At 58.0% G+C, this 23,288-nt stretch carries 22 protein-coding genes and 1 other RNA gene; 7 read left to right on the top strand and 16 right to left on the bottom strand.

Annotated elements, in window-relative coordinates; all coding sequences use genetic code 11:
- Positions 1–9: 9 nt before the first annotated feature.
- The 6 genes from murF to mraZ form a co-directional block, all read right to left on the bottom strand.
- Positions 10–1,380 (bottom strand): UDP-N-acetylmuramoyl-tripeptide--D-alanyl-D-alanine ligase, encoded by a 1,371-nt coding sequence (murF, locus tag GRX76_RS08000; RefSeq protein ID WP_160152824.1) that lies wholly within the window; start codon positions 1,378–1,380, stop codon positions 10–12.
- Positions 1,377–2,945, bottom strand: a complete 1,569-nt coding sequence (locus tag GRX76_RS07995; RefSeq protein WP_160152823.1) for a UDP-N-acetylmuramoyl-L-alanyl-D-glutamate--2,6-diaminopimelate ligase — start codon at positions 2,943–2,945, stop codon at positions 1,377–1,379. The genes murF and GRX76_RS07995 overlap by 4 nt, the downstream gene beginning before the upstream one ends.
- Complete coding sequence (locus GRX76_RS07990) at positions 2,942–4,702, bottom strand: penicillin-binding protein 2 (RefSeq protein WP_160152822.1); 1,761 nt, start codon at positions 4,700–4,702, stop codon at positions 2,942–2,944. Before GRX76_RS07990 ends, GRX76_RS07995 begins: the two co-directional genes overlap by 4 nt.
- A 112-nt stretch (positions 4,703–4,814) precedes the next feature.
- A complete protein-coding gene (ftsL, locus tag GRX76_RS07985; RefSeq protein ID WP_160152821.1) occupies positions 4,815–5,090 on the bottom strand; it encodes a cell division protein FtsL in 276 nt (91 codons plus the stop codon).
- 7 nt (positions 5,091–5,097) lie between these two features.
- Positions 5,098–6,024: a 16S rRNA (cytosine(1402)-N(4))-methyltransferase RsmH gene (rsmH, locus tag GRX76_RS07980; protein WP_160152820.1), complete on the bottom strand. Its 927-nt coding sequence runs from the start codon at positions 6,022–6,024 to the stop codon at positions 5,098–5,100.
- 80 nt (positions 6,025–6,104) lie between these two features.
- Positions 6,105–6,548 (bottom strand): division/cell wall cluster transcriptional repressor MraZ, encoded by a 444-nt coding sequence (mraZ, locus tag GRX76_RS07975; RefSeq protein ID WP_160152819.1) that lies wholly within the window; start codon positions 6,546–6,548, stop codon positions 6,105–6,107.
- 573 nt (positions 6,549–7,121) lie between these two features.
- On the opposite strand from mraZ, the gene GRX76_RS07970 reads away from it, so the two are divergent.
- Entirely contained in the window at positions 7,122–7,799 is a 678-nt protein-coding gene (locus GRX76_RS07970; protein ID WP_160152818.1) for a phosphoadenosine phosphosulfate reductase family protein, read from the top strand.
- A 68-nt stretch (positions 7,800–7,867) separates the two neighbouring features.
- Here GRX76_RS07970 and rnpB read toward each other — a convergent pair.
- Positions 7,868–8,245, bottom strand: an RNA gene (gene rnpB / locus GRX76_RS07965) — RNase P RNA component class A.
- A 48-nt stretch (positions 8,246–8,293) separates the two neighbouring features.
- Complete coding sequence (gene rsmI / locus GRX76_RS07960) at positions 8,294–9,136, bottom strand: 16S rRNA (cytidine(1402)-2'-O)-methyltransferase (RefSeq protein ID WP_160152817.1); 843 nt, start codon at positions 9,134–9,136, stop codon at positions 8,294–8,296.
- Positions 9,137–9,171: 35 nt separating this feature from the next.
- Between rsmI and GRX76_RS07955 the strand changes: the two genes are divergently transcribed.
- The 4 genes from GRX76_RS07955 to GRX76_RS07940 are packed head-to-tail and all read left to right on the top strand — an operon-like array spanning position 9,172 to position 12,756.
- The gene (locus GRX76_RS07955) at positions 9,172–11,076 is read left to right on the top strand and encodes a penicillin-binding protein activator (RefSeq protein ID WP_160152816.1); all 1,905 of its coding nucleotides are present in this window, start codon (positions 9,172–9,174) and stop codon (positions 11,074–11,076) included.
- Between the two features lie 29 nt (positions 11,077–11,105).
- A complete protein-coding gene (locus tag GRX76_RS07950) occupies positions 11,106–11,519 on the top strand; it encodes a YraN family protein (protein ID WP_160152815.1) in 414 nt (137 codons plus the stop codon).
- A 28-nt stretch (positions 11,520–11,547) separates the two neighbouring features.
- Positions 11,548–12,141, top strand: a complete 594-nt coding sequence (locus GRX76_RS07945) for an SIS domain-containing protein (protein ID WP_160152814.1) — start codon at positions 11,548–11,550, stop codon at positions 12,139–12,141.
- A gap of 42 nt (positions 12,142–12,183) precedes the next feature.
- Positions 12,184–12,756 carry a BON domain-containing protein gene (locus GRX76_RS07940; protein WP_236250600.1) on the top strand — a complete coding sequence of 191 codons (573 nt, stop codon included), beginning with the start codon at positions 12,184–12,186 and terminating at the stop codon, positions 12,754–12,756.
- 114 nt (positions 12,757–12,870) lie between these two features.
- Here GRX76_RS07940 and GRX76_RS07935 read toward each other — a convergent pair whose 3' ends face one another.
- Positions 12,871–14,061 (bottom strand): acetyl-CoA C-acyltransferase, encoded by a 1,191-nt coding sequence (locus tag GRX76_RS07935; protein ID WP_160152812.1) that lies wholly within the window; start codon positions 14,059–14,061, stop codon positions 12,871–12,873.
- A gap of 336 nt (positions 14,062–14,397) precedes the next feature.
- Between GRX76_RS07935 and GRX76_RS07930 the strand changes: the two genes are divergently transcribed.
- Positions 14,398–14,994, top strand: a complete 597-nt coding sequence (locus GRX76_RS07930; protein WP_160152811.1) for a LemA family protein — start codon at positions 14,398–14,400, stop codon at positions 14,992–14,994.
- A gap of 9 nt (positions 14,995–15,003) precedes the next feature.
- Complete coding sequence (locus tag GRX76_RS07925; RefSeq protein WP_160152810.1) at positions 15,004–17,025, top strand: M48 family metallopeptidase; 2,022 nt, start codon at positions 15,004–15,006, stop codon at positions 17,023–17,025.
- Between the two features lie 15 nt (positions 17,026–17,040).
- Here the strand turns inward: GRX76_RS07925 and GRX76_RS07920 are convergent, their stop codons facing one another.
- The 7 genes from GRX76_RS07920 to rplM all read right to left on the bottom strand — a co-directional run bounded on the left by GRX76_RS07920 (position 17,041) and on the right by rplM (position 23,180).
- Positions 17,041–17,661 (bottom strand): Yip1 family protein, encoded by a 621-nt coding sequence (locus GRX76_RS07920; RefSeq protein WP_160152809.1) that lies wholly within the window; start codon positions 17,659–17,661, stop codon positions 17,041–17,043.
- A gap of 201 nt (positions 17,662–17,862) precedes the next feature.
- Positions 17,863–18,255, bottom strand: coding sequence for a ClpXP protease specificity-enhancing factor (locus GRX76_RS07915; protein WP_160154883.1), 393 nt, complete (start codon positions 18,253–18,255; stop codon positions 17,863–17,865).
- Positions 18,256–18,279: 24 nt separating this feature from the next.
- Entirely contained in the window at positions 18,280–18,909 is a 630-nt protein-coding gene (locus GRX76_RS07910) for a glutathione S-transferase N-terminal domain-containing protein (RefSeq protein WP_160152808.1), read from the bottom strand.
- Positions 18,910–19,033: 124 nt separating this feature from the next.
- Positions 19,034–21,235: a ubiquinol-cytochrome c reductase gene (locus tag GRX76_RS07905; RefSeq protein WP_160152807.1), complete on the bottom strand. Its 2,202-nt coding sequence runs from the start codon at positions 21,233–21,235 to the stop codon at positions 19,034–19,036.
- Positions 21,232–21,831, bottom strand: coding sequence for a ubiquinol-cytochrome c reductase iron-sulfur subunit (gene petA / locus GRX76_RS07900; RefSeq protein ID WP_160152806.1), 600 nt, complete (start codon positions 21,829–21,831; stop codon positions 21,232–21,234). Before petA ends, GRX76_RS07905 begins: the two co-directional genes overlap by 4 nt.
- A gap of 514 nt (positions 21,832–22,345) precedes the next feature.
- A complete protein-coding gene (gene rpsI, locus GRX76_RS07895) occupies positions 22,346–22,738 on the bottom strand; it encodes a 30S ribosomal protein S9 (RefSeq protein ID WP_160152805.1) in 393 nt (130 codons plus the stop codon).
- Positions 22,739–22,751: 13 nt separating this feature from the next.
- Entirely contained in the window at positions 22,752–23,180 is a 429-nt protein-coding gene (gene rplM, locus GRX76_RS07890; RefSeq protein WP_160152804.1) for a 50S ribosomal protein L13, read from the bottom strand.
- Between the last annotated feature and the right edge of the window lie 108 nt (positions 23,181–23,288).

Genomic DNA, 23,288 nt, shown 5'->3' with positions numbered 1-23,288 from the left:
CGTAACCTTTTATTGATTCCCGGTGGTCAGTGCCTGCACGACCAGTTCCATACGCGCACTGCGGGAACCTTTCACCAGCACGGTGGTGTTTTCATCCAGCTCCGTTGCCAGCGCCCGAACCAGGGACTCGCGATCGGAGAAATTTCTCTGTACATGTTGGCGGCCAGCGGCAAACTCGATACTTGCCGCTGCACTCAAGGTGCCGAGCGTGAACAGCAGATCGATACCGCGTTCACGCGCCAGCTGTCCCATTTCCCGGTGGGCCTTATCCGCTTCCGGGCCAAGCTCGGCCATGTCGCCCAGTACCAGGATTTTCTTTCCATCCCGCTGTGCCAACAATTCGATGGCCGCGGTAACAGAACCCGGATTGGCGTTGTAGCTGTCATCAATCACCGCCGCATTGTTGTCGCCAACCAGCGATTGCATACGGCCACCAACACCCGCGAGGGCACTCAAGCCAGAGGCGATTTCCACAACGGGGATGCCCGCGGCATAGGCACAACCGGCAGCGACCAGCGCGTTGTGTACATTGTGCTCACCGAGCAACTGCAACTGCACCGGGTGCGAGACACCTTCGATCACCAGGTCGAACGCCGGACAGCCGCGGGCATCGAGCACAATATTGTCCGGGTGTATCGCGCAGTTGTGGCCAAACCCGACTTCCAGTGTGCGCACGCCTTCCGGCATCTGACCGCGCCAGTAATCCGCGTAATTGTCATCGGCATTCACTACCGCGATACCACCGGGCTTCAGACTGGTGTATATCTGCCCCTTGGCAGTGGCAATGCCATCGACGGAACCGAACCCTTCCACATGCGCTGGCATGACATTGTTGACCGCGGTGATACCCGGCTCGGCAATAGTGCACAGGTAACCAATTTCATCGGGCCCACTGGCCCCCATCTCCACGATCAGTACCTCGTGCTCGGGTGCCAGGGAAAACAGGGTCATGGGCACACCGAAGTGATTGTTCAGATTGCCGCGGGTAACACAGACCTTGTGGCGCTGCGCAAAAATGCCGGCAAGCATTTCCTTTACGGTGGTTTTGCCACAGGAACCGGTAATCCCGATCACCGGGCCGGTGAACTGATCGCGGCAGAGACGGCCGATCTGCCCCAGAGCAACGGTGGTGTCAGACACCAACCACTGAGGTATTGTCGATCCCGGAACCTCTTTTTCAGTCACTACCCCCAGCACCTTGCCGTCTACTTCTGCAAGAAACTCGTGGGCATCAAAGTTCTCTCCACGCAGCGCAACAAACAGCGCCTCGGCGTCCAGCTTACGGGTGTCGGTGCAGACAGTATCGAATTCAACGGAACCGTTGATCAGCTCACCACCGAAGCGCTGTTGCAACTGCTGCAGGGAAATGGGGGCGATCATTGGGTGCTGCCCTCCAGATTCCCGGTAGCGCGCAGTGCCAGCGCCTGGGATGCCTGCTCCCGATCGCAGAAGTGCAACTTCTCACCCGCGATCAACTGGTAATCTTCGTGTCCCTTTCCGGCGATCAACACGGTATCGCCCGCGGCCGCCTGGGTGATGGCGTAACGGATCGCATCGGCGCGATCAACCTTCACCACGCAGCGCTGCCCGTCGGCACCGCCATCAATACCTTCAAGATCAATACCTTCAAGAATATCCCGCACAATCACCTGCGGATCTTCGCCGCGGGGATTGTCACTGGTAACGATGGCGTAATCGGCCAGCTCGGCGGCAATGCGCCCCATGGGTGCACGCTTGCCTGAGTCGCGGTCGCCGCCGCAGCCAAACACACACCAGAGCTTGCCGCGGCAATAGGGTCTCGCCGCTTCCAGCGCCGCGCGCAATGCGTCCGGGGTATGGGCGTAATCCACCAGCACACTGATATCTTCTGCCGCTACATTTGTACCGGCCGCGACGGAAACCCGCTCCATACGTCCAGGCACCGGCTGGATATGCGGGAAGGCCGCCAGAATATCTGCCAGTGGCATACCCGCAGCGCCCGCAGCAGCAACCACTGCCAGCGCATTGTGAATATTGAAATCCCCGATCAACGGCGCCCGCAACTCACCTTCACCCCAGGGGGTGATCAGGTCCACGGAGAATCCGCTGTCCAATCGCTTGAGGTTGCGCACCTGCAGATCACCGGCCTGGAGGCCGTAGGTCAACAGTTTCAACCCACGTAACTTGCAGCGCTCGACCATCTGCGCGCCAAAGGGATCATCGATATTGATCACGCCACGCTTCAGTTTTGGCAGGCCGAACAGCTTTTCTTTGGCCGCGCCGTAGGCCGCCATGTTGCCGTGGTAGTCCAGGTGGTCCCGGGTCAAGTTGGTAAACACCGCGGTATCGAACACCAGGCCGTGCACCCGCCCCTGGGAAAGCGAGTGGGAAGACACTTCCATCGCCGCCGCCTTCGCGCCCTCAGCCACAAATTCGGCGTAATCCGCCTGCAGTCGCACAGGGTCGGGGGTCGTCAGCCCGGTTTCCACCAGGGTGATAGCACCGTCTTTCCAGACCCCATTGCCGATGGTGCCCATCACCGCCGCACGGCCAAAGTGTTGCGCCAACAACTGGGAGGTCAGGTAAGCGCAGGTGGATTTGCCATTGGTACCGGTGACACCCACCAGATACATGGACTCAGACGGATGCCCGTAAAACCGTGCAGCAATCTCACCGACCCGGGCCGCCAGGCCCGGCACGGTCACTACCTGAACGCCGTTGCGCTCTTCGCTGCCAAGTACCTCGCCGTCGGCCAATACCACGGCGGCACCCTTGGCAATTGCCATATCGATGTATTCGCGCCCGTCTACCTGGGTTCCGCGCAGCGCCATAAACACATCGCCGGGTTTAACTTGGCGACTGTCCAGCGCCACACCGGTGACATCGATAGCGGGAATACCGGCATACCCCGGCACCAGGGTAACCAGGGAGGCGTTGCGAGCCTTTAATTCATTGCGCTGGGTCACGATGTGGTACCTCTCTCGTCCAGCTGCGTCGCCAACTGTTGATCAGCGGGCGCGATTTCTTCCGGCGGCACCTGTAGCAGGCGCATGGCACCGGTCATTACTTTGCCAAACACCGGCGCCGCCACCTTGCCGCCGGAGTAAGTGTCCTGGCCGGGATCATCGATCACGACAACCGCCGCCAGACGCGGATTTTCGGCCGGGACAAAGCCGGCAAACACAGAACGATAGTGGCTGTCGGCATAGCCCGCGCTGCCGATCTTGTGCACTGTGCCGGTCTTGCCGGCCACTCGATATCCCTCAACCGCGGCGAGGGTACCGGTACCGCGCGGACCGATAACGGTTTCCAGCATGGCAGTAACCTTGTGCGCCAGATCAGCCGCCACCACCCGCTCTGGGTCAGCGTCTTTTTTACCCTGCTCCAGAATCAGCGAAACCGGGCGCTTGAGCCCGGCGTTGGCGACCACACTGTAGGCCTGAGCCAATTGCACCGCATTGACTGTTAAACCGTAGCCGAATGCAAAGTTGGCCAGCTCAATGGGGTGCCATCGTTCCCGGGAGGGCAGGATTCCCGGGACTTCGCCGGGGAATCCGCTGCCAACCGCTTCTCCGAGCCCCATCCGGTAAAAAAGTTCACGCAGGGTTTCCGGCTCCAGCTCCATCGCCACCTTGGTGATACCCACCTGGCTTGACTTGGTGATCACACTGGTGAGATCCAGCTGGCCGTAGTTCACCGGGTCTACCAGGGTCTTGCCCGGCAAACGAATGTATCCGGGGCTGGTATTGATCGGCGTGTGCGGCTGGAAACGCCCGGTTTCCATCGCCGCCAGCGCGGTAAGTGGCTTGATGGTGGAGCCGGGCTCAAACTGATCGATCAGGGCGCGGTTGCGCATGGCCGCCGCCTTCACACCCTGACGATTGTTCGGGTTAAAGGAAGGCTGATTGGCCATCGCCAGCACATCGCCACTGCGGGTATCCAGAATCACCATAAAACCGGAAGCAGCGCCATTTTCCGCCACTGCTTTCTTGAGCTCCCGGTAGGCCAGATACTGCAGGCGCATGTCGATGGTGAGCTGCAGGTCCCGACCAGGGCGCGCTTCCTGCTTGACCGCCAGGTCCTGCACCGTGCGCCCTTTCAGGTCCTTCACCACCTGGCGCTTGCCAGGCTCTCCGGCAAGGGATTGCTCGTAGGCCAGCTCGAGCCCTTCCTGACCAAGGTCGTCAATATTAGTAAAGCCCAGCAACTGGGCAGTCACTTCGCCGGCAGGATAAAAACGACGGTATTCTTTCTTACTGTAAACCCCGGCCAGGTCCAGGCTCAGCACCTTTTGCGCGCCTTCCGGCATCATATGCCGACGCAGATACATAAAACCTTTATTGCGGTACTTTTCCAGGCGCTTGGCGAGCCGGGCAGGCGGTGTTTCCAGAGCGGCCGCCAATGCGCGCAACTCATCGGCACTGGCTTCTTTGAGTAATTGCGGATTGGCCCAGATGGTCTGCACTGGCGTGCTTACCGCCAGCAGTTCGCCATTGCGGTCAACGATGGAACCCCGGTAAGCGGCGATTTCTTCGGTACGAATGGTGCGGGCGCGGCCCTGATCTTGCAGGAACCGGTACCCTTTATCCTGTTCTGGCAGCACTTGCAGACCGGCCAGGTGCACCACCAAAGCCACGGCGAGCAGGCACAGCAAACCGGCCACCAGCGCAAAGCGCCAGCGGGCAATACCCGGCTGTTGTTGCTGTTTTTTCACTGCACCCATGCTTGAATTTTCCCCGACGCTCTCCCGCGCCTATTCCTTCTTTTATATTGACGCCCCTACTCCGGGACGGTTTTAGTTATTCCAATCTGCTCCCAAACGGCCATTTTCAGGTTTAGCGGCCCGCCGGCACCAGAATCCGCTCGGCCGGCGTCGGTGCGCGCATATCCAACTTTTCTTTTGCCATCTGTTCAATTCGGCTGTAGGCAGACCAGGCGCCGCGCTCCAACAGCAGACGCTCCTGCTCGTAGCGCAGCTCGTCGCGATGACGTTGCGCCTGCTCCAGCTTTGCCGTCAGTGCCCGACTCTGCTGCGTTGTGTGCACAACTCCCAGGGCCGACACCATCAACAACCCCCAGAGCCCTGCCAGCAACCATTTATTACCCGCCACTGCGCACTCAACCCAGGCGCTCGGCGACGCGCATCACGGCACTGCGCGAACGCACGTTGTCACCCACTTCCTGCGCCTCCGCCTTGACCGCCTTGCCCACGGAGCGCAAGGTTTTGCGGATCTGGCTGTCCATCACCGGCAGCCCCCGGGGCAACTGCGGCCCCTTTTCCTGCTCGCGGATAAACCGCTTCACAATCCGGTCTTCCAGCGAGTGGAAGCTGATAACTACCAGACGGCCACCGGGCTTCAGCAGCTTCAGCGATTTATCCAGCACCCGGTGCAAATCATCCAGCTCACCATTCACATGAATCCGGATTGCCTGAAACACACGGGTGGCGGGGTGCTTGCCTTTTTCCCAGGCCGGATTCGCTGCCTTGACCACCTCCGCCAGATCCAGAGTCCGTTCGAAGGGTCGCTCGGCGCGGCGACGGATGATCGCGCCAGCCATACGGCGGGCAAAACGCTCCTCACCGTATTCTTTAAACACCCGCACCAGCTCCGCTTCCGACTCAGTGTTGACCCAGTCCGCCGCACTGATGCCGCGACTGGTGTCCATGCGCATATCCAGCGGCCCATCCTGCATAAAACTGAAACCGCGCTCCGGCTGATCCAACTGCGGTGAGGAAACCCCCAGGTCCAACAAAATGCCGGTCACCTTGCCCGCCATTTCTCCGGCGGCCTGATCCATATCCGCAAAAGAGCCATGCCAGATCTCAAAACGCTTTTCTCCAGCAAAGCGGCTATTCGCGAACGCGATCGCCTGTGGATCCTTGTCGACCGCCAGCAGGTGGCCTGACTCCCCCAATCGCTCCAGCACCAGTGCACTGTGCCCGCCGCGACCAAAGGTGCCATCTATGTAGAAACCCTCAGGATCCACCACCAGGGCGTCCACAGCCTCGCGCAACAACACACTGCGATGCAGATCTTGGGACACCCGTTTCTCCTGCGATAGCTCAACTATCGTTCAATTCGTTTAAGCCGGCTCTAGTCCAGCCGTAAATCAGCCAGCCGACGTTACAGGGACAGAGATGCCATCTCTTCAGGCATCTCGCCATCGCCTTCACTGTCGTCCAGCCAGTCCATCCAGCGCTCTTCACTCCAGAGCTCCAGCTTTTTGCCCTGCCCCACCAGCATCAGCTTTTTCTCCAGGCCCGCGTACTCCCGCAGAGTCGGCGGAATCAGCACGCGGCCGTTGGTATCCACCTGCAGCTCACATGCATAACCGATCAGCAGGCGCTGCGCCCGCCGGGCCACTTTGTTGAAGCTGGACAGCGCCTCAATCTTAGGGAGAATTTCACGCCACTGCGCCTCTGGATAGACGAGCAGGCAGCGCTCTTCCGTATGCGCAGTCACGACCAACCGGCCACCACAATCTTCCAGCAGCGAGTCGCGGACTCGTGCCGGAATGGCCAGACGCCCCTTGGCGTCCATATTGATTGCGTGACTACCCAGATACATGGATCAGTTTCTGCGGTCCGGTTGCTTCAAATGTTTCAAGGGAGGTGAAAATTTGTTCGATTCACATCCGGTCTCCGTCAAAAGTGCGTGATCAACCACTCACAACCACTTTGATTCCACCAAGACCCACAAATATCCACTTTTCTCCACCTACGACACTATAAATCTGGACCGGCTAAAGTCAAGGAAATCCACCGAAGGAAAAGAGAAAAAGCCCAGTAATTTCGCGGCCTACAGGCGAAGTGTTCACATTTCAGGCAAAGCGACAGGTGATCAATTTCACACCAAAGCAAGCACTTACTCATGCATGCTGACAAGTTACATTAAGTTTGAAAGGGAGCCCCCTGACGGGAAACGAAAAGGAAAAGAGTGAGCAGGCACTAACAAAGCCGGTAGCAATACCGCCACAAGCCACTAGAGGTACGACATCAAGCCGATGATCGCCGCACCCCTGGAAGGCTATGACAGCAACAACTTAGAACCTGAGGATATATAAAAATCAGCTTTTATTATTTTTAATGGGCAACAAGTCGCTGTAGCTTTGCCCTATCCGTAAACGAGCAGGAATCCACCATGGGCCTTTCAGCAGCACAGAGCAAGCAGACCGCGGCCAGCCGCACCTTTCATCACGGTGCCGACCTGGACGCGCTCAACCAGCGCTTCAAAGGCTGCAAACCCAGTGAAATCATGCAGTTCACCATCGCAGAAGCGGAAAACCCGGTGGTCTTCACCAACTTCCGCCCACTGGCGATCGCCTTTTTGCACCTGGTGACCCGCGCCAAGCCGGACATCCCCGTTATCTGGGTAGATCACGGTTACAACACCCCGGAGACTTATCGCCACATCGAGAATGTGATCAAGCTGCTGGATCTGAACCTGCACACCTTCTCACCCAAGATGTCTGCCGCCCACTTCAACGCGGTATACGGCGGCATTCCACCCCTGGACACACCGGAACACGACTTCTTCTCCCGCACCGTCAAGCTGGAGCCATTCAATCGCGCCATGCAGGAACTGAAGCCGGACGTATGGCTGAACGGCATCCGTCACGACCAGAATGCACACCGCAAGGGGCTCGACATTTTCACCAAGGGCAATCACGGCACCATCCGCGTGGCGCCCATGTTCCACCTCAAGGAAATTGACGTGGAAGAATATGTGTACGAAAACGATCTGCCGGACAATGATGTGTATTTCGACCCAACCAAGGGCGAGGAACACCGGGAGTGCGGGCTGCTGCTACAAAAGTAACCCATCAGCACACGCAGGGAAGGCAATCAATCAGCGGCGCAAGCGCCGCGATTGATATCATACGGAATTAGGTGAGTCAGCCGATAAGCCGGGTTCTGTCGCGGACAATCATTCATCTGGGATGCCTGTCACCAGACACCTCAAGCGACCTACCCGCCCCCAGTGCGGGTCACACCTACAAGCTTTCGCTATTGGGGGCCTATTTGGTCTTGCTCCGAACGGGGTTTACCGTGCCACGAACTGTTACCAGTCGCGCGGTGCGCTCTTACCGCACCCTTTCACCCTTACCTGTGCTTCCGAGGAAGCCATCGGCGGTCTACTCTCTGCTGCACTTTCCGTAGGCTCGCGCCCCCCAGGCGTTACCTGGCGTCCCACCCTATGGAGCCCGGACTTTCCTCCACCTCACCGCCCGAAAGCGACGAAACAGCGATTGCCTGGCTGACTCGGCGCGAAGAGTAATGAGGCCCCCCGCCTATTGCAAGGACAAAAGGCGGTTACTTTTGCGCCAGCGACCAGTTGTAAAGGAGCTTTTTGTTTACCCCGGTAATTTCCGCGGCGACTGCCGCCGCTCGCTTTGGCGGCAATTCGGCCAGCAGCAATGTCATCACTCTTTCTGACTCGGCATCCAACTCCGAAGCGCGCCCCTCGGTTGCGCCCCGCACCAGCAGCACAATCTCCCCGCGCTGCTGATTGCTGTCGGCAGCGACCCAATCCACCAGCTCGTCCAGAGGCAGCAGGTGTATGGTCTCAAACGCCTTACTGATCTCCCGCGCGATCACTGCCTCGCGCTCGCCGCCGAAGCAGTCGCGCATGGCTGCCAGGGTATCCAGCACCCGGTGCGGCGCCTCGTAAAAGACCATGGTGCGAGACTCACCGGCGAGCGCCTGTAGCGCCTTCTCCCGTGCCAGCGGCTTGGCGGGCAGGAAACCCTCAAAGGAAAAGCGGTCACTGGGCAGACCCGCGGCGGAAAGTGCCGCCACAAAGGCGCAGGGACCAGGGATGGGGACCACCGCAAAGCCCCGTTCGCGGGCCTCGCGTACCAGCCGGTATCCGGGGTCGGAGATCAGTGGGGTGCCCGCATCGGAGATCAGCGCCACATTTTGTCCAGATTCCAGTCGCTCCAGGATTTTGCTGGTTCGCTGGTCATCGGAGTGGTCGTGGTAAGCCACCAGAGGGGTATCGATGGAAAAGTGGGAAAAAAGTCGCTGACTGTGACGGGTGTCTTCCGCCGCCACCAGATCCACGGATTGTAGAACTTCGACCGCTCGCGGTACCATATCCGCCAAATTGCCAATGGGCGTCGCGACGATATATAGCACTGCTGTATCCAGCCCCATAGTTCACTCCAGAATAAGTTTTGTGGGAGAAGAATATGTCCGCCCTGAACCGGCGCATCCCCTTCATGATCAACGGTCTCGCTGCCAGCCTGCTGGCGGTGACCCTGGCCGGCTGTCAGACACCGAGCTCTGAGCCCGGCGCCCAGATACCAGCCGATACCAGCAATGTAGCCACCGCGGACCGGCAGAGTGCCATCCGCCTGCTGAACAATGCCAAACAACTGCAGTCGCCGGAAAGAGACCAGGCGCAACTGCAAGCGGCCGCCATTCTATACACTCTGGGCGAGAACGCGACGGCTCGCCAAGCCGCCAGCAACATCGATGCCGCGCAATTGACCGATATCGAGTACGCCAAGTACGCCCAGGTTTACGGTGGCGCCCTGGCCGCCGATGACGACTTCTTCGTGGCCCTCGACCTGGTGAGCGCACCGCGCCTGGAGCAGGCCTGGCACCAGATTCCGGCAGCGACGGCGCTCCCCCTGCGCAATCTGCGGGCGGACCTGTGGAGCCTGATGGGCGATATCGACAGTGGCATCGCCGAGCGCCAGCGCATTTCCGCCATCGCCCAGGATGATGCCGCCATCTACGCCAATAACGACGGCCTGTGGCAATTGCTGACCCAGTTGCCGTCCAGTGAGCTGCGCCAGCGCGCGGACGAGAGCCTGGACTCTAAAATGCGCGCCTGGTATCAACTGGCGCTGCTCGGCCGCGACACCCAGGCGGATATCAGCAGCCAACTGACCTCTCTCAGTCGCTGGCGCCAGCAGTGGCCCAGCCACACTGCCGTCTCGCACCCACCGCAAGCACTGCAATTACTGGAACGCCTCGCCTCCCAACGCGCGCAGAATGTCGCCCTGCTGCTACCACTTTCCGGCTCCCTGGGGTCTGCCGGGCGAGCCATCCGCGATGGCTTTATGGCCGCTTACTACAGCGCGCTCGATGCCGGCGCACCCACTCCGCAGGTGCAGGTCTACGACACCGGCAGCAACCAGCCATTTGACGAGATTTACCAGACCGCCATCAACAACGGCGCTCAGGCCATTGTCGGCCCGCTGGACAAGAGCAAGGTAGCCAACCTGCTGGCCACAGAAAAACTGCCGGTACCCACACTGGCACTGAATTATGGTGACGAAGGTCGCCTGACCGATGACCTGGTGCAATTTGGCCTCGCCATCGAAGACGAAGCTCGCCAGGTCGCCCGCCAGGCCTATCGCCAGGGTCACCGTCAGGCCATGATCCTGGCCCCGGAATCCAGTTGGGGGCAGCGCGGACTGGAAGCCTTCACCGCGGAGTGGAACAACCTTGGCGGCAGCGTCAGCGTGAGCCGCAATTACCGGGACAACACCAATTTTTCCCAGCTGGTGAGCGACGCCCTTCTGATTCCCGACAGCAAAAGTCGTGAGCAGGAATTGCGTAGCAAGCTCGCTTCTCCGCTCAAATTTACCCCGCGTCGACGGGGCGATGTCGACATGCTGTTTGTACTGGCCCAACCCCAGCAAGCGCGCCAGATCAAACCCATGCTGTCCTTCTTTTACGCGGGCGAACTGCCGGTGTATTCCACCTCGCAAATTTTTGCCGGCAGTATCGATCGCCAGCGGGACCGCGACATCAACGGTGTGCGCTTTACCGCACTGCCGTGGCTGTTTGAAGACGACAATCAGACCAAGCAGAACATTGTCAAACAGGCTGCCCCTGCGCCGGCCTTTGCACGCCTTTACGCGCTGGGCGCCGATGCATTCCGCCTCTACCCTCGCCTGCCAATGCTGCGCCAATTCCCCAACCAGCAGGTCTACGGCCTGACTGGCGCTCTCAGTCTGAGCGCGGATGGCCGCATCGTGCGCGAACAGATCTGGGCAAAAATCGACAAGGGCGCCCCGGTACCGATTACGTCAGCGGAAAACAGCACACCGCTGTCGGACGATCGCGTACAGGTGGACTAATCCAGAACCATCCATAGAAAGGGAATTTTATGGATACGAAAAATATCGAGAACGACACACACAAAGCTGCACACAAAAACGGGCGCAAAACCACTAGCGTCGGTAGCGAAATGGAAGCGCTGGCGGAACGCCATTTGGTTCGTGCCGGCCTGCGTATTGTGGAGCGTAATTTTCGTGGGCGTTTTGGCGAGATAGACCTGATTGCCCGTGACGGGGCCACGTTGATATTTATCGAGGTGCGCTATCGTCGCTATCACCAGTTTGGTGGTGCCGGTGCATCGGTGGACTTTCGCAAGCAGCGCAAATTGCTGGCAACGGCCAACGGTTACCTGCAGTATCGCAAAATAGATTGCCCCTGCCGGTTTGATGTGATCACCATCGAACCGGCGCCAAATAGCAAAACACTGAGCGTAGACTGGATACAAAACGCCTTCGGGCAATAGGCTCACCCAAACGGAAACCACAGAGTAAATGGAACAAAGAGTTGTAACCCTGTTTCACCACAGCATTGAAGCAACCATGAATGCCGGTGAACTTTTGGCTCCTTTGATTGCCGAAGCCAGCGAAATGATCGTGCATACGCTGCTGGCCGAAAATAAGCTCCTGATCTGTGGCAATGGGCTCAGCGGTGCGCTGGCCCAAAGTTTTTCCGCGCAACTGATGGGCGGTTTTGAGCGGGAGCGCCCGGGATTGCCCGCACTGGCACTGAACGGCGACGCCATCACTACCAGTACGGTATCGCGTAATCACGGACGCGCTGAGTCCTTCGCTCGCCAGGTACGCGCTTTGGGCCAGCCCGGCGACTTGCTGGTAATCATCAGTACCGATGGCCGCGACTCCAACCTGGTACAGGCGGTTCGCGCTGCCCACGATCGAGATATGGGTGTACTCGCCCTAACCGGCGGCGAAGGCGACGGCGACTGCACCGCCCTGCTGGACGTGCACGATATCGAGCTATGCGTGCCGTCACTGGTAGCCTCAGAAGTACACCAGGTTCACCTGTTAACCCTGTTCTGCCTGTGCGACCTGATCGACAGCAGCCTGTTTGGCGGATACGAGGACTAATTCATGCAAACAAAACACCCGACGAGGCGTCACATCTCCTTCATGCATCTATGCAAATTGACCGCTGCCGCCTGCGCAATCGCGCTGGTCGGCGGTTGTGCCACCGTACTGGACGCCACCCACGACGGCCCCATCCAGCCCGACCCGGGCGAACGCAGCTTTGGTACTTTTATTGATGACCAACAGCTGGAAACGATTACCAAGGTGAATATTGGCAAAGCCCACGCCGGCCTTAAAAATGCCAATATCGATGTAGTCGCCTTCAATGGTGTCATCCTGCTCACCGGTCAGGTGCCCGATAACGACCTGCGCAATCTGGCCGGACGCACCGCGCAGCAGGTACACTCTGTGCGCCAGGTATACAATGAAATTCAGGTGCGCGGCACTACCTCTTTCCTTGCCCGCACCAGTGATACCTGGCTGACGTCCAAGGTCAAAGGCGTACTGCTGGCCGACAAGGAAATTGACAGTGGCCGCATCAAGGTCGTGACCGAAAACGGTGTCGTTTACCTGATGGGACTGCTTACTCGCCAGGAAGCGGAGAATGCTGCGGAAGTGGCACGCACCGTAGGCGGTGTACAGAAAGTAGTGAAAGCCGTGGAATACATCGACTGAACAAGCCCATTTTCTGGCATAAAAAAACGGAGGCAAATGCCTCCGTTTTTTGTTTCGGCTCAAGTAGCCTCGCGACCTTACTTTTACAAGAAGTGCTCGGCTAGGGATACTCGACTAGGGGCGCTCGATCGCGATTGCCGTGGCTTCGCCACCGCCGATACACAGGCTCGCCACACCTTTCTTCAGGTCGCGACTTTCCAGTGCGGCAAGCAGCGTAACAATTACGCGAGCACCACTGGCGCCCAGCGGATGGCCCAGCGCACAGGCGCCGCCATTGACGTTAACCTTGTTGTGCGGCAGCTCCAGATCGCGCATCGCCGCCATGGTCACGACCGCAAAGGCCTCATTGACCTCAAACAGGTCCACATCACCCGCATTCCAACCAACATTTTTCAGCAGGTTGGACATAGCCGACACCGGTGCCGTGGTAAACCATTCCGGTTCGTGGGCAAACTGACTCTGGCCGCGCAGCACCGCCAGTACGTTGAGACCGCGGGCCTTGGCTTCGCTCTCGCGCATCAGTACCAGAGCCGCCGCGCCATCGGAAATGGAACTGGCGTTGGCGGCAGTCACAGTGCCATCCTTGCGGAAGGCCGGGCGCAATTGCGGAATCTTGTCCGGACGCGCGCTGCCGGGCCCTTCGTCGACGGAGACCTGGATTTCGCCTTTACGGGTAGACACGGTTACCGGGGAAATCTCCCGCTCGAAAGCGCCGGATTCAATGGCGGCATTGGCCCGCGCCAGGGATTCCAGAGCGAAAGCATCCTGCTCTTCCCGGGTAAAGCCATACTTGTCGGCGGTGCACTCGGCAAAATTACCCATCAATTGGCCGTCGTAGGCGTTCTCCAGGCCGTCGGTAAACATATGGTCCAGAACTTCACCGTGACCGAGGCGCATTCCACCACGGGCCTTCGACAGCAGGTAAGGCGCATTGCTCATGCTTTCCATACCGCCGGCCACCACCACTTTGGCGTCGCCCGACAGCAACGCATTGCGTGCCATCATTACGGTTTTCATGCCGGAACCACACACCTTGTTGACCGTGGTCGTCGGGGTCGCCTCAGGAATACCTGCGCCCAGTGCCGCCTGGCGCGCAGGCGCCTGGCCGAGGCCAGCAGGCAGTACACAGCCGAACAGCACTTCGTCGACATCCTTCGCACTCACGCCAGCATCCGCCAGGGCACCACGAATGGCAACCGCACCCAGTTCCGGTGCGCTGAGGCCAGAGAGTGCACCCTGCATTGCCCCCATGGGCGTACGGGAAATACCAACTATGACCACTTGGTCAGTGACTTGATCGCTCATGCTGTACTTACTCCAGATTTAACGGTAACCACCCCTATGGGCTGACCAGTATTTCGGTGTTTCGTCATTTCGCGGCGAATTATACCCCAGCAGCCCCGCCCGGTGGCTATCCACCTTTCGTTGTAACCGGTGGCGAAACGGCCAAATTCGAGGCCATTTCGCATGGTAGTATTTGACGCAATATCGGGATAACCCGATTCCGGCCAAGTTCACTGACTTTTCACAACAGTCTGAACTCGTAACAACAGCCTGAACTCGGGCTGGCAACTGCCAGTCGCCGCCGACACAGCGATAAAGAATACATCGGGCAACCAAACCGACTACCGGGGGAAATCCATGGAAACCTCAACCATCATCTGGCTGGTGGCATTGGCTGCCCTGGCGTTTTACATCACCAGTATTTACAACAAGCTGGTCTCTCTCAAACACCGCTATGAAAACGCCTTTGCGCAAATCGAAGTGCAGCTCAAGCGGCGATACGACCTGATCCCAAACCTGGTGGAATCCGCCAAACGCTACCTCAAGCACGAGCGGGAGACCCTGGAAGCCGTCATCAGCGCCCGTAACTCAGCGCTCGCCGGACTCAAAGCGGCCACCAGTAATCCCGGCTCAGCAGCAGCCATCACCGACCTGGGTAAAGCGGAAGGCGTGTTGACCAATGCCCTGGGACGCCTGAACGTGGTGATGGAGGCTTATCCGGACCTCAAAGCCAACCAGACCATTCAACAAGTGATGGAAGAGCTGACCAGTACCGAAAACAAGGTGTCCTTCGCGCGCCAGGCCTTCAACGACAGTGTCACCAGCTACAACATATTCCGGCAGAGCTTTCCGCCGGTGTTCTTCGCGGGTTTTTTCGGCCACCGCCAGAACGGCAAGCTGCTGGAATTCGCGGGCGCCGAAACTTTCCAGGCAGCGCCCAGAGTAGAGTTCTGACCAACCCCAATGAATTTCTTTGAACACCAGGACAAAGCGCGCCGCAATACGCTGCTACTGATCGCCCTGTTTCTTTCCGCAGTCCTCGGGCTGATCACGATTACCACGCTGTTTATTGCCTTTATAAGCAATTTCTCGCAGATGCAGCCCCTCTCTCCCGCAGCACTGATGACTGCACTTGACCGGGAAACCGTCGCCGGCGTTGCCGTGACCATTGTGGCAATTATCACCCTTGCCAGCCTGTACCGCCTGCATCAACTGGCCGCCGGAGGCCGGGCCGTGGCCGAATCCCTCGGTGGACGCCAGATCAATATCGCCCCCCGAAATCAGGCCGAGCGGCGCGCACTCAATGTGGTGGAAGAAATGGCGCTGGCATCGGGCACGCCCGTGCCCGATGTGTACATCCTCGATGACCCGGCCATCAACGCATTCGCTGCCGGTTACAAGCCCTCTGACGCAGTGATCGGCCTGACCCGGGGCTGCATCGAGCAACTCAGCCGGGACGAGTTACAGGGCGTGGTTGCCCACGAATTCAGCCATATCTTCAACGGTGATACCCGCCTCAACCTCCGTATCGTGGGGCTGCTCCATGGCATCCTGTTTATCGGCCTTCTGGGCACCTGGTTACTGCGAGGCTCGGCCTGGGGAAACCGTCGCAAGCGCGGACAGCCACTGTTATTCGGTATCGGCGCCGGGCTCATACTAATCGGTTATACCGGGACCTTTTTCGGCACACTGATCAAATCGGCCATGAACCGGCAGCGGGAGTATCTTGCGGATGCTTCTGCGGTGCAGTTCACCCGTAACCATCAGGGGATCGCTGGTGCGCTGAAGAAAATTGGCCACCACTCACAGGGAGCCAGCCTGACGATTGCCAATGCCAGCGAGTTCAGCCACATGTACTTTGCCTGTGCTCAGCAGGGGGTTTTGAGACGCGTTTTTAGCGATTTACTTGCTACCCACCCACCACTTCCAGATCGTATCCTGCGACTGGACCCGCAGTGGAATGGCTATTACCTCTCAGCCAGTCAGACACCCGGTCACACGCTCACCAGTGAACCTGTGGAAAGGCAAATGCACCGGTCGCAGAACATACAGATGATGGGAATAGCCCCGGCTGTACCATTCGAGCAGCTAATCGACGCCGTGGATAATCGCATCGGAAGCCCCGACGGGCAGCAGATGGAATATGGGCGCAAGCTGCTGGCATCAGTTCCTTCACCGCTGCACCAGGCCGCTCAGGACCCATTTGCCGCCCGTGCCCTGGTATACGGACTGCTAATAGCCGCTGGCACCACAGATGCATCAGCAGGCAATGAAAAGGAAGTGGCACATCGCCAGGAGCAGCAATTGCTGCTGGAAAACATTGCGCACCCGGCGGTGGTCAGGGAATTCAGACAACTGCAACCTGTGCTGACGGAACTCCCGCCCCACTTCCGGCTCCCCCTGCTGGACCTGAGCATCCCGGCACTGAAAGCCCTGGCACCTCAGCAATACCAGATCTTTAAACGCAATGTGATTAAATTGATCCGCGCGAATGGGGAACTGGAAATCCGGGAATGGGCCCTGTACCGGGTATTAGTGCACGCACTGGAAAGCAACCCGGATCGGCAGCGCATCGCTTCGGACAAACACAACCACGCGAACGCACTGGGAGATGCCCAGCGCTTTTTGCTGGCAGCCATGGCACACACGGGTAGCCCCGACTATTTACCGGCAAAACGTGCCTACGAAGCGGGAATGACGGCACTGAATCTCTCGATAACGCCGCTGCCGACTTCCTCAGATATCACACTGCAACGGCTCGACAAGGCGCTGATGATCGCCTGCGCCACAGCGCCACTGAAAAAGCCGGCGCTGTTAAAAGCCCTGGCGACCACCCTGACCCATGACAACGTCATCCAGGCCCGGGAAATTGAATTGTTACGCGCACTGGCGGACTGTTTGGATTGCCCCATGCCGCCGCTCTCAACAGCTGACGACAGCAGTCCACAAGTGCCGTTTACGCAGCCCGCTGCCAATACCTGTTAAGCCCGCAAACCATGGCTAGTAGTCGTGTTGATAGACCGGGCCTACACCCATGGTCCAGATGATGACGGAGCAAATCATGACGGTCACCATCATGACCAATCCCACCGTCAGTACCGCACTCGCGTAAAGAAATGCGCGCTCCTTGCTCATGTTCATCAAGATAGGGATACCTTCATAGAGCAGGTAAACCGAGTAGAGCCCGGCCAGCCCCATCACCGTCACGACCAGCCACAAATGCGGGTACAGCATAACGATACCGGCCAGCAACACCGGGGTAGTAATAAACACCGCCAGCGCAGTACCTTCGTAGTGCCGCGTCGGCTCATCGCCTTCGACGCCGTAGGCTTTCGCCATCCAGTTGATGAATTCTCCAACCAGATAAATCCCCACCAGAAGCGCGATATAAGTAACCACCGCGAGATAGCCCGCGCTTTTCGGCGTGAGCTTGGCAACATGGCCGCCCAGCTCGAACCCGAAATGCGTAACACCGATATATCCGGCAACACAGGGAATCAATGCCAGTATCGGCACATGGCTGAGGAAGACCTGTACAAACGAGTGCTTGTCGGCCCGAATGGCCCGCCACTCTTTGTCCGGGTTGGTAAATATACCGATAGTATGACTCAATAATTTCACGCGGATCCCTCTCCTGCACACAGCTTGTTTGCAGTATCGGAAGGGTACTGACAATTCACCAATCAATAACAGGATTCAGGCGTCAGTTTTTACGCCAGGGAGAGGGGCGAGGAGTTTTGTGAAAGATAGGCGGGAAGGAAAAAGGACTAGGGCCCCGCGATTACAGGGCCCCAGCTGTACTGACTACGTGTCAATTACCGTCTATTTGACGACCCGCAAAGAGGGCTTCTTGGCCGGCTTTTTGAGGGTTGTTGGCGGCGTTGGTTCTGGCGGTTCCGGGGTTTCTTCCGGCTCAAACACCATCCCCTGCCCATTTTCACGGGCGTATATACCCACTACAGCACCCACAGGCACCTGGATATCCGTGGGCACACCACCAAAGCGGGCATTGAAGCGAATAGCATAGTTATCCATGGTCAGCCCCGCTACTGCGGACTCGGACACATTCAGAACTATCTGGCCATCTTCATTGACATGCTGCTGCGGTACCAGCACACCGTTCAGATGAGTATCCACCAACAGGTAGGGCGTACACTTGTTGTCGGTAATCCACTCATAAAACGCCCGCAACAGATACGGGCGATTGGAGGTCATCGGCGGCTTGTTCAATCAGGCACCTCAGGCGCGCATTTCGCGCTCGTACTCGGTCAGGCTCTGCTGGAAGGCTTCGCGGGCAAACAGGCGATCCATGTAGTCCTGCAGAGGTTTGATCTGCTTGGTCTTTGGCAGAGCAATTTCCAGCTGATCAAGGCGCCACAACAGCGGGGCCATGCAACAATCCACCAGTGAAAACTCCTCGTTAAAGAAGTAAGGCAGATCGGTGAACATCGGTGCGATACCCGCCAGGCTGTCACGCAGTTCTTTGCGCGCTGCCGCAACATCTTTACCACCCGCCAGGATCTTGTCGACCAGCGGACACCAGTCGCGCTCGATGCGGTGCATGATTTGACGGCTCTGGGCGCGGGCAACCGGGTACACCGGCAGCAGTGGCGGATGCGGGAAACGTTCGTCCAGATACTCCATCATGACCTTGGTTTCAAACAGCACCAGATCGCGATCTACCAGGGTCGGCAGGGAGTTGTAGGGGTTCAGATCAGCCAGTTCTGCGGGCTTGTCATCGGGGTCGACATCGATGATGTCGACGGAAACACCTTTTTCCGCCAATACGATACGTACCCGGTGACTGAAGTGACAACGACCATCGGAAAAGAAGGTCATAGAGGAGCGCTTGTTAGTCGGCACACCCATTGTGGAACTACCTCGATTACTGGCCGGCATTAATCCGACGCACATTCAAAAACGGAAAACGGGCGGTTGGGCCACAACCGGAATATCGGCGGCCCACCACCCGGAAAATCACACTGGCTATCGCTTAATGATGGATATCTTTCCAGTATTCGCGATTCAGCAGCCAGGCAAAAATGAAGAATACCAGGATGAACGCCAACACGTAGAAACCGATGCGTTTACGGGTTTCTGCCATGGGTTCAGCGATGTATTCCATGAAGTTGACCAGATCGTAGACCGCCTGATCATACTCCTCGCCGCTCATTGAGCCCTTCACCTTGTCCACTTTCAGGCTGCCACAGTCGGCGTCCATGATCGGGTTGCCCAGCTCATCGCGCACCACTTTACCGTGATCACGCTTGGGGCCAGGGGCGCACTCAGGAAGGCCCTGCAACTCCATCAGAACATGGGGCATACCCACATTCGGGAAGATTTTGTTGTTCACGCCGGTGGGGCGACCGTCATCCTTATAGAAACTGCGCAGATAAGTGTAAAGCCATTCCGGAGAGCGCGCGCGGGCCACCAGCGTCAAATCCGGCGGGGTGGCACCAAACCAGACTTTAGAGTCGTCTGGCTTCATCGCGATTTCCATCAGGTCACCGATCTTGTCGTCGCCCAACACCAAGTGCTCGGTCATCAGCTCATTCGGGATACCCAGATCCGTGGCAACCCGCTCCCAGCGGGAGAAGTTGGCACTGTGGCAACCCATGCAGTAGTTGACGAAGTACTTGGCACCACGCTGGAGCGACGGCTTGTCGTTCAGGTCAATGTTGATGTAATCCAGCTCTACGGAGCTTTCCGCACCTACGGCCTTGATCGGCACGAAGGTCATCAACAGCACCGCGATAATACCGCCCACCAGCACAATGAAAGACTTGCTGCCAGAGGGGCTGGTTACACGGGACGGTTCCGGGTGCACCACGTCGCGGTTGGTCAACCAGGGCAGCGCCGCAAAGAAGGCGGCGAAGACCAGCGAAAGCACGCACACAAACAGGCTCGCTTTCCAGTTCACCAGTGCCATCCACAGGAACAGCACGCCGAATACGCCACTCACAATCCAAGAAGCCATGGTCTTGCGAGTCGTCGGATTGGTCCAGATCGGCATGGTCACGAAGAACGCGAAATAGAACAGGGTCGCTACCTGTGCCAGGAAGTTACGTCCAGGAGTCGGAGACTTCACACCCAGGTAACCCAGGATGATGAAGATGGCAGCGAACACCAGCAACAGTAACTTCGGCAACGCGCCCTTATAGCGAATGGACTTTACCGGGCTCTTGTCGAGCCAGGGCAGTACAAACAGGACAGCAATTGCGGCGCCCATGGCCACCAGGCCGAGGAACTTCGCCGTCAGCGGGCCGATATCAATGGTCACCGCACGCAGAACTGCGTAGAACGGGGTGAAGTACCAGACCGGCGCAATGTGCTCCGGAGTCTTCAGCGGGTTCGCCTCTTCGAAGTTTGCGTACTCGAGGAAGAAACCGCCCATTTCCGGGAAGAAGAACACCACCACACAGAAGGCAAACAGGAACACCGCTACGCCCACCAGATCGTGCACGGTGTAGTACGGATGGAAGGCCACGCCGTCCAGCGGCACACCGTTCGCATCCTTGTTTTTCTTGATCTCGATGCCGTCCGGGTTGTTGGAACCCACCTCATGCAGCGCCAGAATGTGCAGCACCACCAACAGTACCAGCACCAGTGGCAGCGCGATGACATGCAGAGAGAAGAAGCGCGTGAGGGTAATACCGGAAATCAGGTAGTCACCGCGAATCCACTGCACCAGGTCCTCACCGATTGCCGGAATGGCCCCGAATAGGGATACGATCACCTGGGCCCCCCAGTAGGACATCTGACCCCAGGGCAGTACGTAACCCATGAAGGCTTCTGCCATCAGTACCAGGTAGATACACATACCGAAAATCCACACCAGCTCCCGCGGCGGCTTGTAAGAGCCGTACATCAAGCCGCGGAACATGTGCAGATACACCACCACGAAGAAGGCGGAGGCACCGGTGGAGTGCAGGTAGCGGATAATCCACCCCATATCCACATCGCGCATGATGTATTCAACGGAGGCGAAGGCGCCTTCTGCGGAAGGGTTGTAGCTCATTACCAGCCAGATGCCGGTCAACAGCTGGTTCACCAGAACCAGCATGGAGAGCACACCGAAGAAATACCAGAGGTTAAAGTTCTTGGGCGCGTAGTACTTGCCCATGTGGGTGTCCCACGCGCGATAAATCGGCAGGCGCTGATCGACCCAGTCCCCCAATGCGGTTAACCAGTTCATGCGGCGCCCTCCTGATCTACACCAATTACGATCACGTCGTCACTCTCATAGGAGTAAGGCGGCACATCCAGGTTGGTCGGCGCGGGAACACCTTTGTAGACGCGGCCGGCCAGGTCATATTTTGAACCGTGACAGGGACAGAAGAAGCCACCCATCCACTCGCTGCCGCCGAGATCGGTCGCGCCAACTTCCGGGCGATACATCGGAGCACAACCCAGGTGGGTACAGAGGCCGACGAGAACCAGAGTCTGAGCCTTGATGGCACGGTTTTCGGGATCGACGTACGCAGGCTGATTGGACTCAGCAGACTTGGGATCACGCAGCAGCGGATCCACTTTGACCAGATTGTCCAGCGTCTCCTGGGTGCGGCGCACAACGTAGACCGGCTTGCCTCGCCACTCTACGGTGACCATCTGGCCCGCCTCCAACTTGCCGATATTGTACTTGACCGGCGCGCCGGCAGCTTTCGCCTTGGCACTCGGATTCCAGGAGGCGACAAAAGGTACTGCGACTCCGACCGCACCTGCGCCACCCACAACAGAGGTAGCAGCGGTCAGAAATCGACGACGCCCCACATTTACACCGTCATCACTCATGACGTAGTTCTCCCATCACAGCGTCCCGTGACTCACCCAAAGCAAGCCCGAAACTGACTGGCCCAAACCCAAAAAAAACACTGGAAAATCTCTGTAGAAAATCTCGAATGCCAATACAAAAACGACTCCAGGGAGCCGGCAGATGGCGATGTGGCGCTCGCCCCAAAGATCCGAGATGACAACTCAGGACCAGACCGAACAGAGCACCCGAACAGCAGCAAGTAGCTCACTACTGCAAAATCAGAGACTTAAGACAGAAACTCCCCTACAACTGGCCCGCTCGCTTGACCATAGAACAAAGTAGCCAAACCCCAAGTGCAAGCGGATAGAAATTCGCGCAATGTTAAAGAAAATGCCAAATTGATACAAGGCGAAACCCGAGGGGAACTTCGGGAACCTCGCAGCGAACTGGCGGCATTTTAGACAGACTGGAACTGCAAACACCGCCTCACGACGACGTGCAGACAAAAAAAAGCCCGGCATTTGCCGGGCCAGAAAAAACTGAAATTCTCGCTTAACGCTTGGAGAATTGCGGCTTCTTACGCGCTTTGCGCAGACCGACTTTCTTACGCTCAACGGCACGTGCATCGCGAGTTACGAAGCCGGCTGCACGCAGCGGCTGACGCAGGGACTCGTCGTATTGCATCAGAGCGCGAGTCAGGCCGTGACGGATAGCACCCGCCTGACCGAAGGAACCGCCGCCCTTTACAGTGACGTTGATGTCAAATTTTTCGACCATGTCGACCAGTTCCAGCGGCTGACGCACGATCATGCGCGCCACTTCACGGCCGAAGTATTCGTCGAGAGTGCGACCGTTAACGCTGATTTGACCTTCACCCTGCGCAATGAATACACGAGCGGTGGAGGTTTTGCGGCGGCCGGTACCGTAGTATTGAGTAGTTGCCATGAGAATGTTCCGTTTAGATCGACAGTTCAATCGGCTGCTGGGCCGCATGAGGATGTTCGCTACCTTTATACACCTTCAGTTTCTTGAACATGGCGCGGCCCAGAGGACCTTTCGGAAGCATGCCTTTTACTGCACTTTGAATAGTGCGCTCAGGCGCCTTGTCGATCAGCTTCTCAAAGCTAATGGATTTAAGACCACCAGGGTAGCCGGAGTGGCTGTGGTAGATCTTGGCTTTGGCCTTATTGCCCGTCACGCGAACTTTTTCCGCATTGATCACAACGATGTAATCACCGGTATCCACGTGTGGGGTGTATTCAGGCTTGTGCTTGCCGCGCAGACGACTAGCGATCTCGGCGGAAATACGACCAAGAGTCTTGTCGGCAGCGTCAACAATGTACCAGTCGCGAGTTACCGCTTCCGGCTTGGCACTGTAAGTCTTCATGTTATAAAACACCTGTACATGGCCCTAGAATTGGGCCGTCCCACGAAAAGAGCGCGAATACTACATAAGCGCCCGGGGCTTTTCAAGCAGAAAGTTGGCCAACTTGTG

This window comes from Microbulbifer sp. ALW1, from assembly GCF_009903625.1.
In the GTDB taxonomy this organism is placed as follows: domain Bacteria; phylum Pseudomonadota; class Gammaproteobacteria; order Pseudomonadales; family Cellvibrionaceae; genus Microbulbifer.
This window is presented reverse-complemented; position numbering and strand designations above follow the sequence as displayed.

What these genes read in the sequence shown, in the direction of transcription:
- GRX76_RS07945 (WP_160152814.1), top strand. Translation starts at nt 11,548, where the DNA reads ATGGAACAAAGAGTTGTAACCCTGTTTCACCACAGCATTGAAGCAACC.
- murF (WP_160152824.1), bottom strand. Translation starts at nt 1,380, where the DNA reads ATGATCGCCCCCATTTCCCTGCAGCAGTTGCAACAGCGCTTCGGTGGT.
- GRX76_RS07910 (WP_160152808.1), bottom strand. Translation starts at nt 18,909, where the DNA reads ATGGGTGTGCCGACTAACAAGCGCTCCTCTATGACCTTCTTTTCCGAT.
- rplM (WP_160152804.1), bottom strand. Translation starts at nt 23,180, where the DNA reads ATGAAGACTTACAGTGCCAAGCCGGAAGCGGTAACTCGCGACTGGTAC.
- GRX76_RS07930 (WP_160152811.1), top strand. Translation starts at nt 14,398, where the DNA reads ATGGAAACCTCAACCATCATCTGGCTGGTGGCATTGGCTGCCCTGGCG.
- rpsI (WP_160152805.1), bottom strand. Translation starts at nt 22,738, where the DNA reads ATGGCAACTACTCAATACTACGGTACCGGCCGCCGCAAAACCTCCACC.
- GRX76_RS07970 (WP_160152818.1), top strand. Translation starts at nt 7,122, where the DNA reads ATGGGCCTTTCAGCAGCACAGAGCAAGCAGACCGCGGCCAGCCGCACC.
- GRX76_RS07990 (WP_160152822.1), bottom strand. Translation starts at nt 4,702, where the DNA reads ATGGGTGCAGTGAAAAAACAGCAACAACAGCCGGGTATTGCCCGCTGG.
- petA (WP_160152806.1), bottom strand. Translation starts at nt 21,831, where the DNA reads ATGAGTGATGACGGTGTAAATGTGGGGCGTCGTCGATTTCTGACCGCT.
- mraZ (WP_160152819.1), bottom strand. Translation starts at nt 6,548, where the DNA reads ATGTATCTGGGTAGTCACGCAATCAATATGGACGCCAAGGGGCGTCTG.
- GRX76_RS07940 (WP_236250600.1), top strand. Translation starts at nt 12,184, where the DNA reads ATGCATCTATGCAAATTGACCGCTGCCGCCTGCGCAATCGCGCTGGTC.
- GRX76_RS07935 (WP_160152812.1), bottom strand. Translation starts at nt 14,061, where the DNA reads ATGAGCGATCAAGTCACTGACCAAGTGGTCATAGTTGGTATTTCCCGT.
- GRX76_RS07950 (WP_160152815.1), top strand. Translation starts at nt 11,106, where the DNA reads ATGGATACGAAAAATATCGAGAACGACACACACAAAGCTGCACACAAA.
- GRX76_RS07925 (WP_160152810.1), top strand. Translation starts at nt 15,004, where the DNA reads ATGAATTTCTTTGAACACCAGGACAAAGCGCGCCGCAATACGCTGCTA.
- rsmI (WP_160152817.1), bottom strand. Translation starts at nt 9,136, where the DNA reads ATGGGGCTGGATACAGCAGTGCTATATATCGTCGCGACGCCCATTGGC.
- GRX76_RS07905 (WP_160152807.1), bottom strand. Translation starts at nt 21,235, where the DNA reads ATGAACTGGTTAACCGCATTGGGGGACTGGGTCGATCAGCGCCTGCCG.
- GRX76_RS07955 (WP_160152816.1), top strand. Translation starts at nt 9,172, where the DNA reads ATGTCCGCCCTGAACCGGCGCATCCCCTTCATGATCAACGGTCTCGCT.
- GRX76_RS07915 (WP_160154883.1), bottom strand. Translation starts at nt 18,255, where the DNA reads ATGACCTCCAATCGCCCGTATCTGTTGCGGGCGTTTTATGAGTGGATT.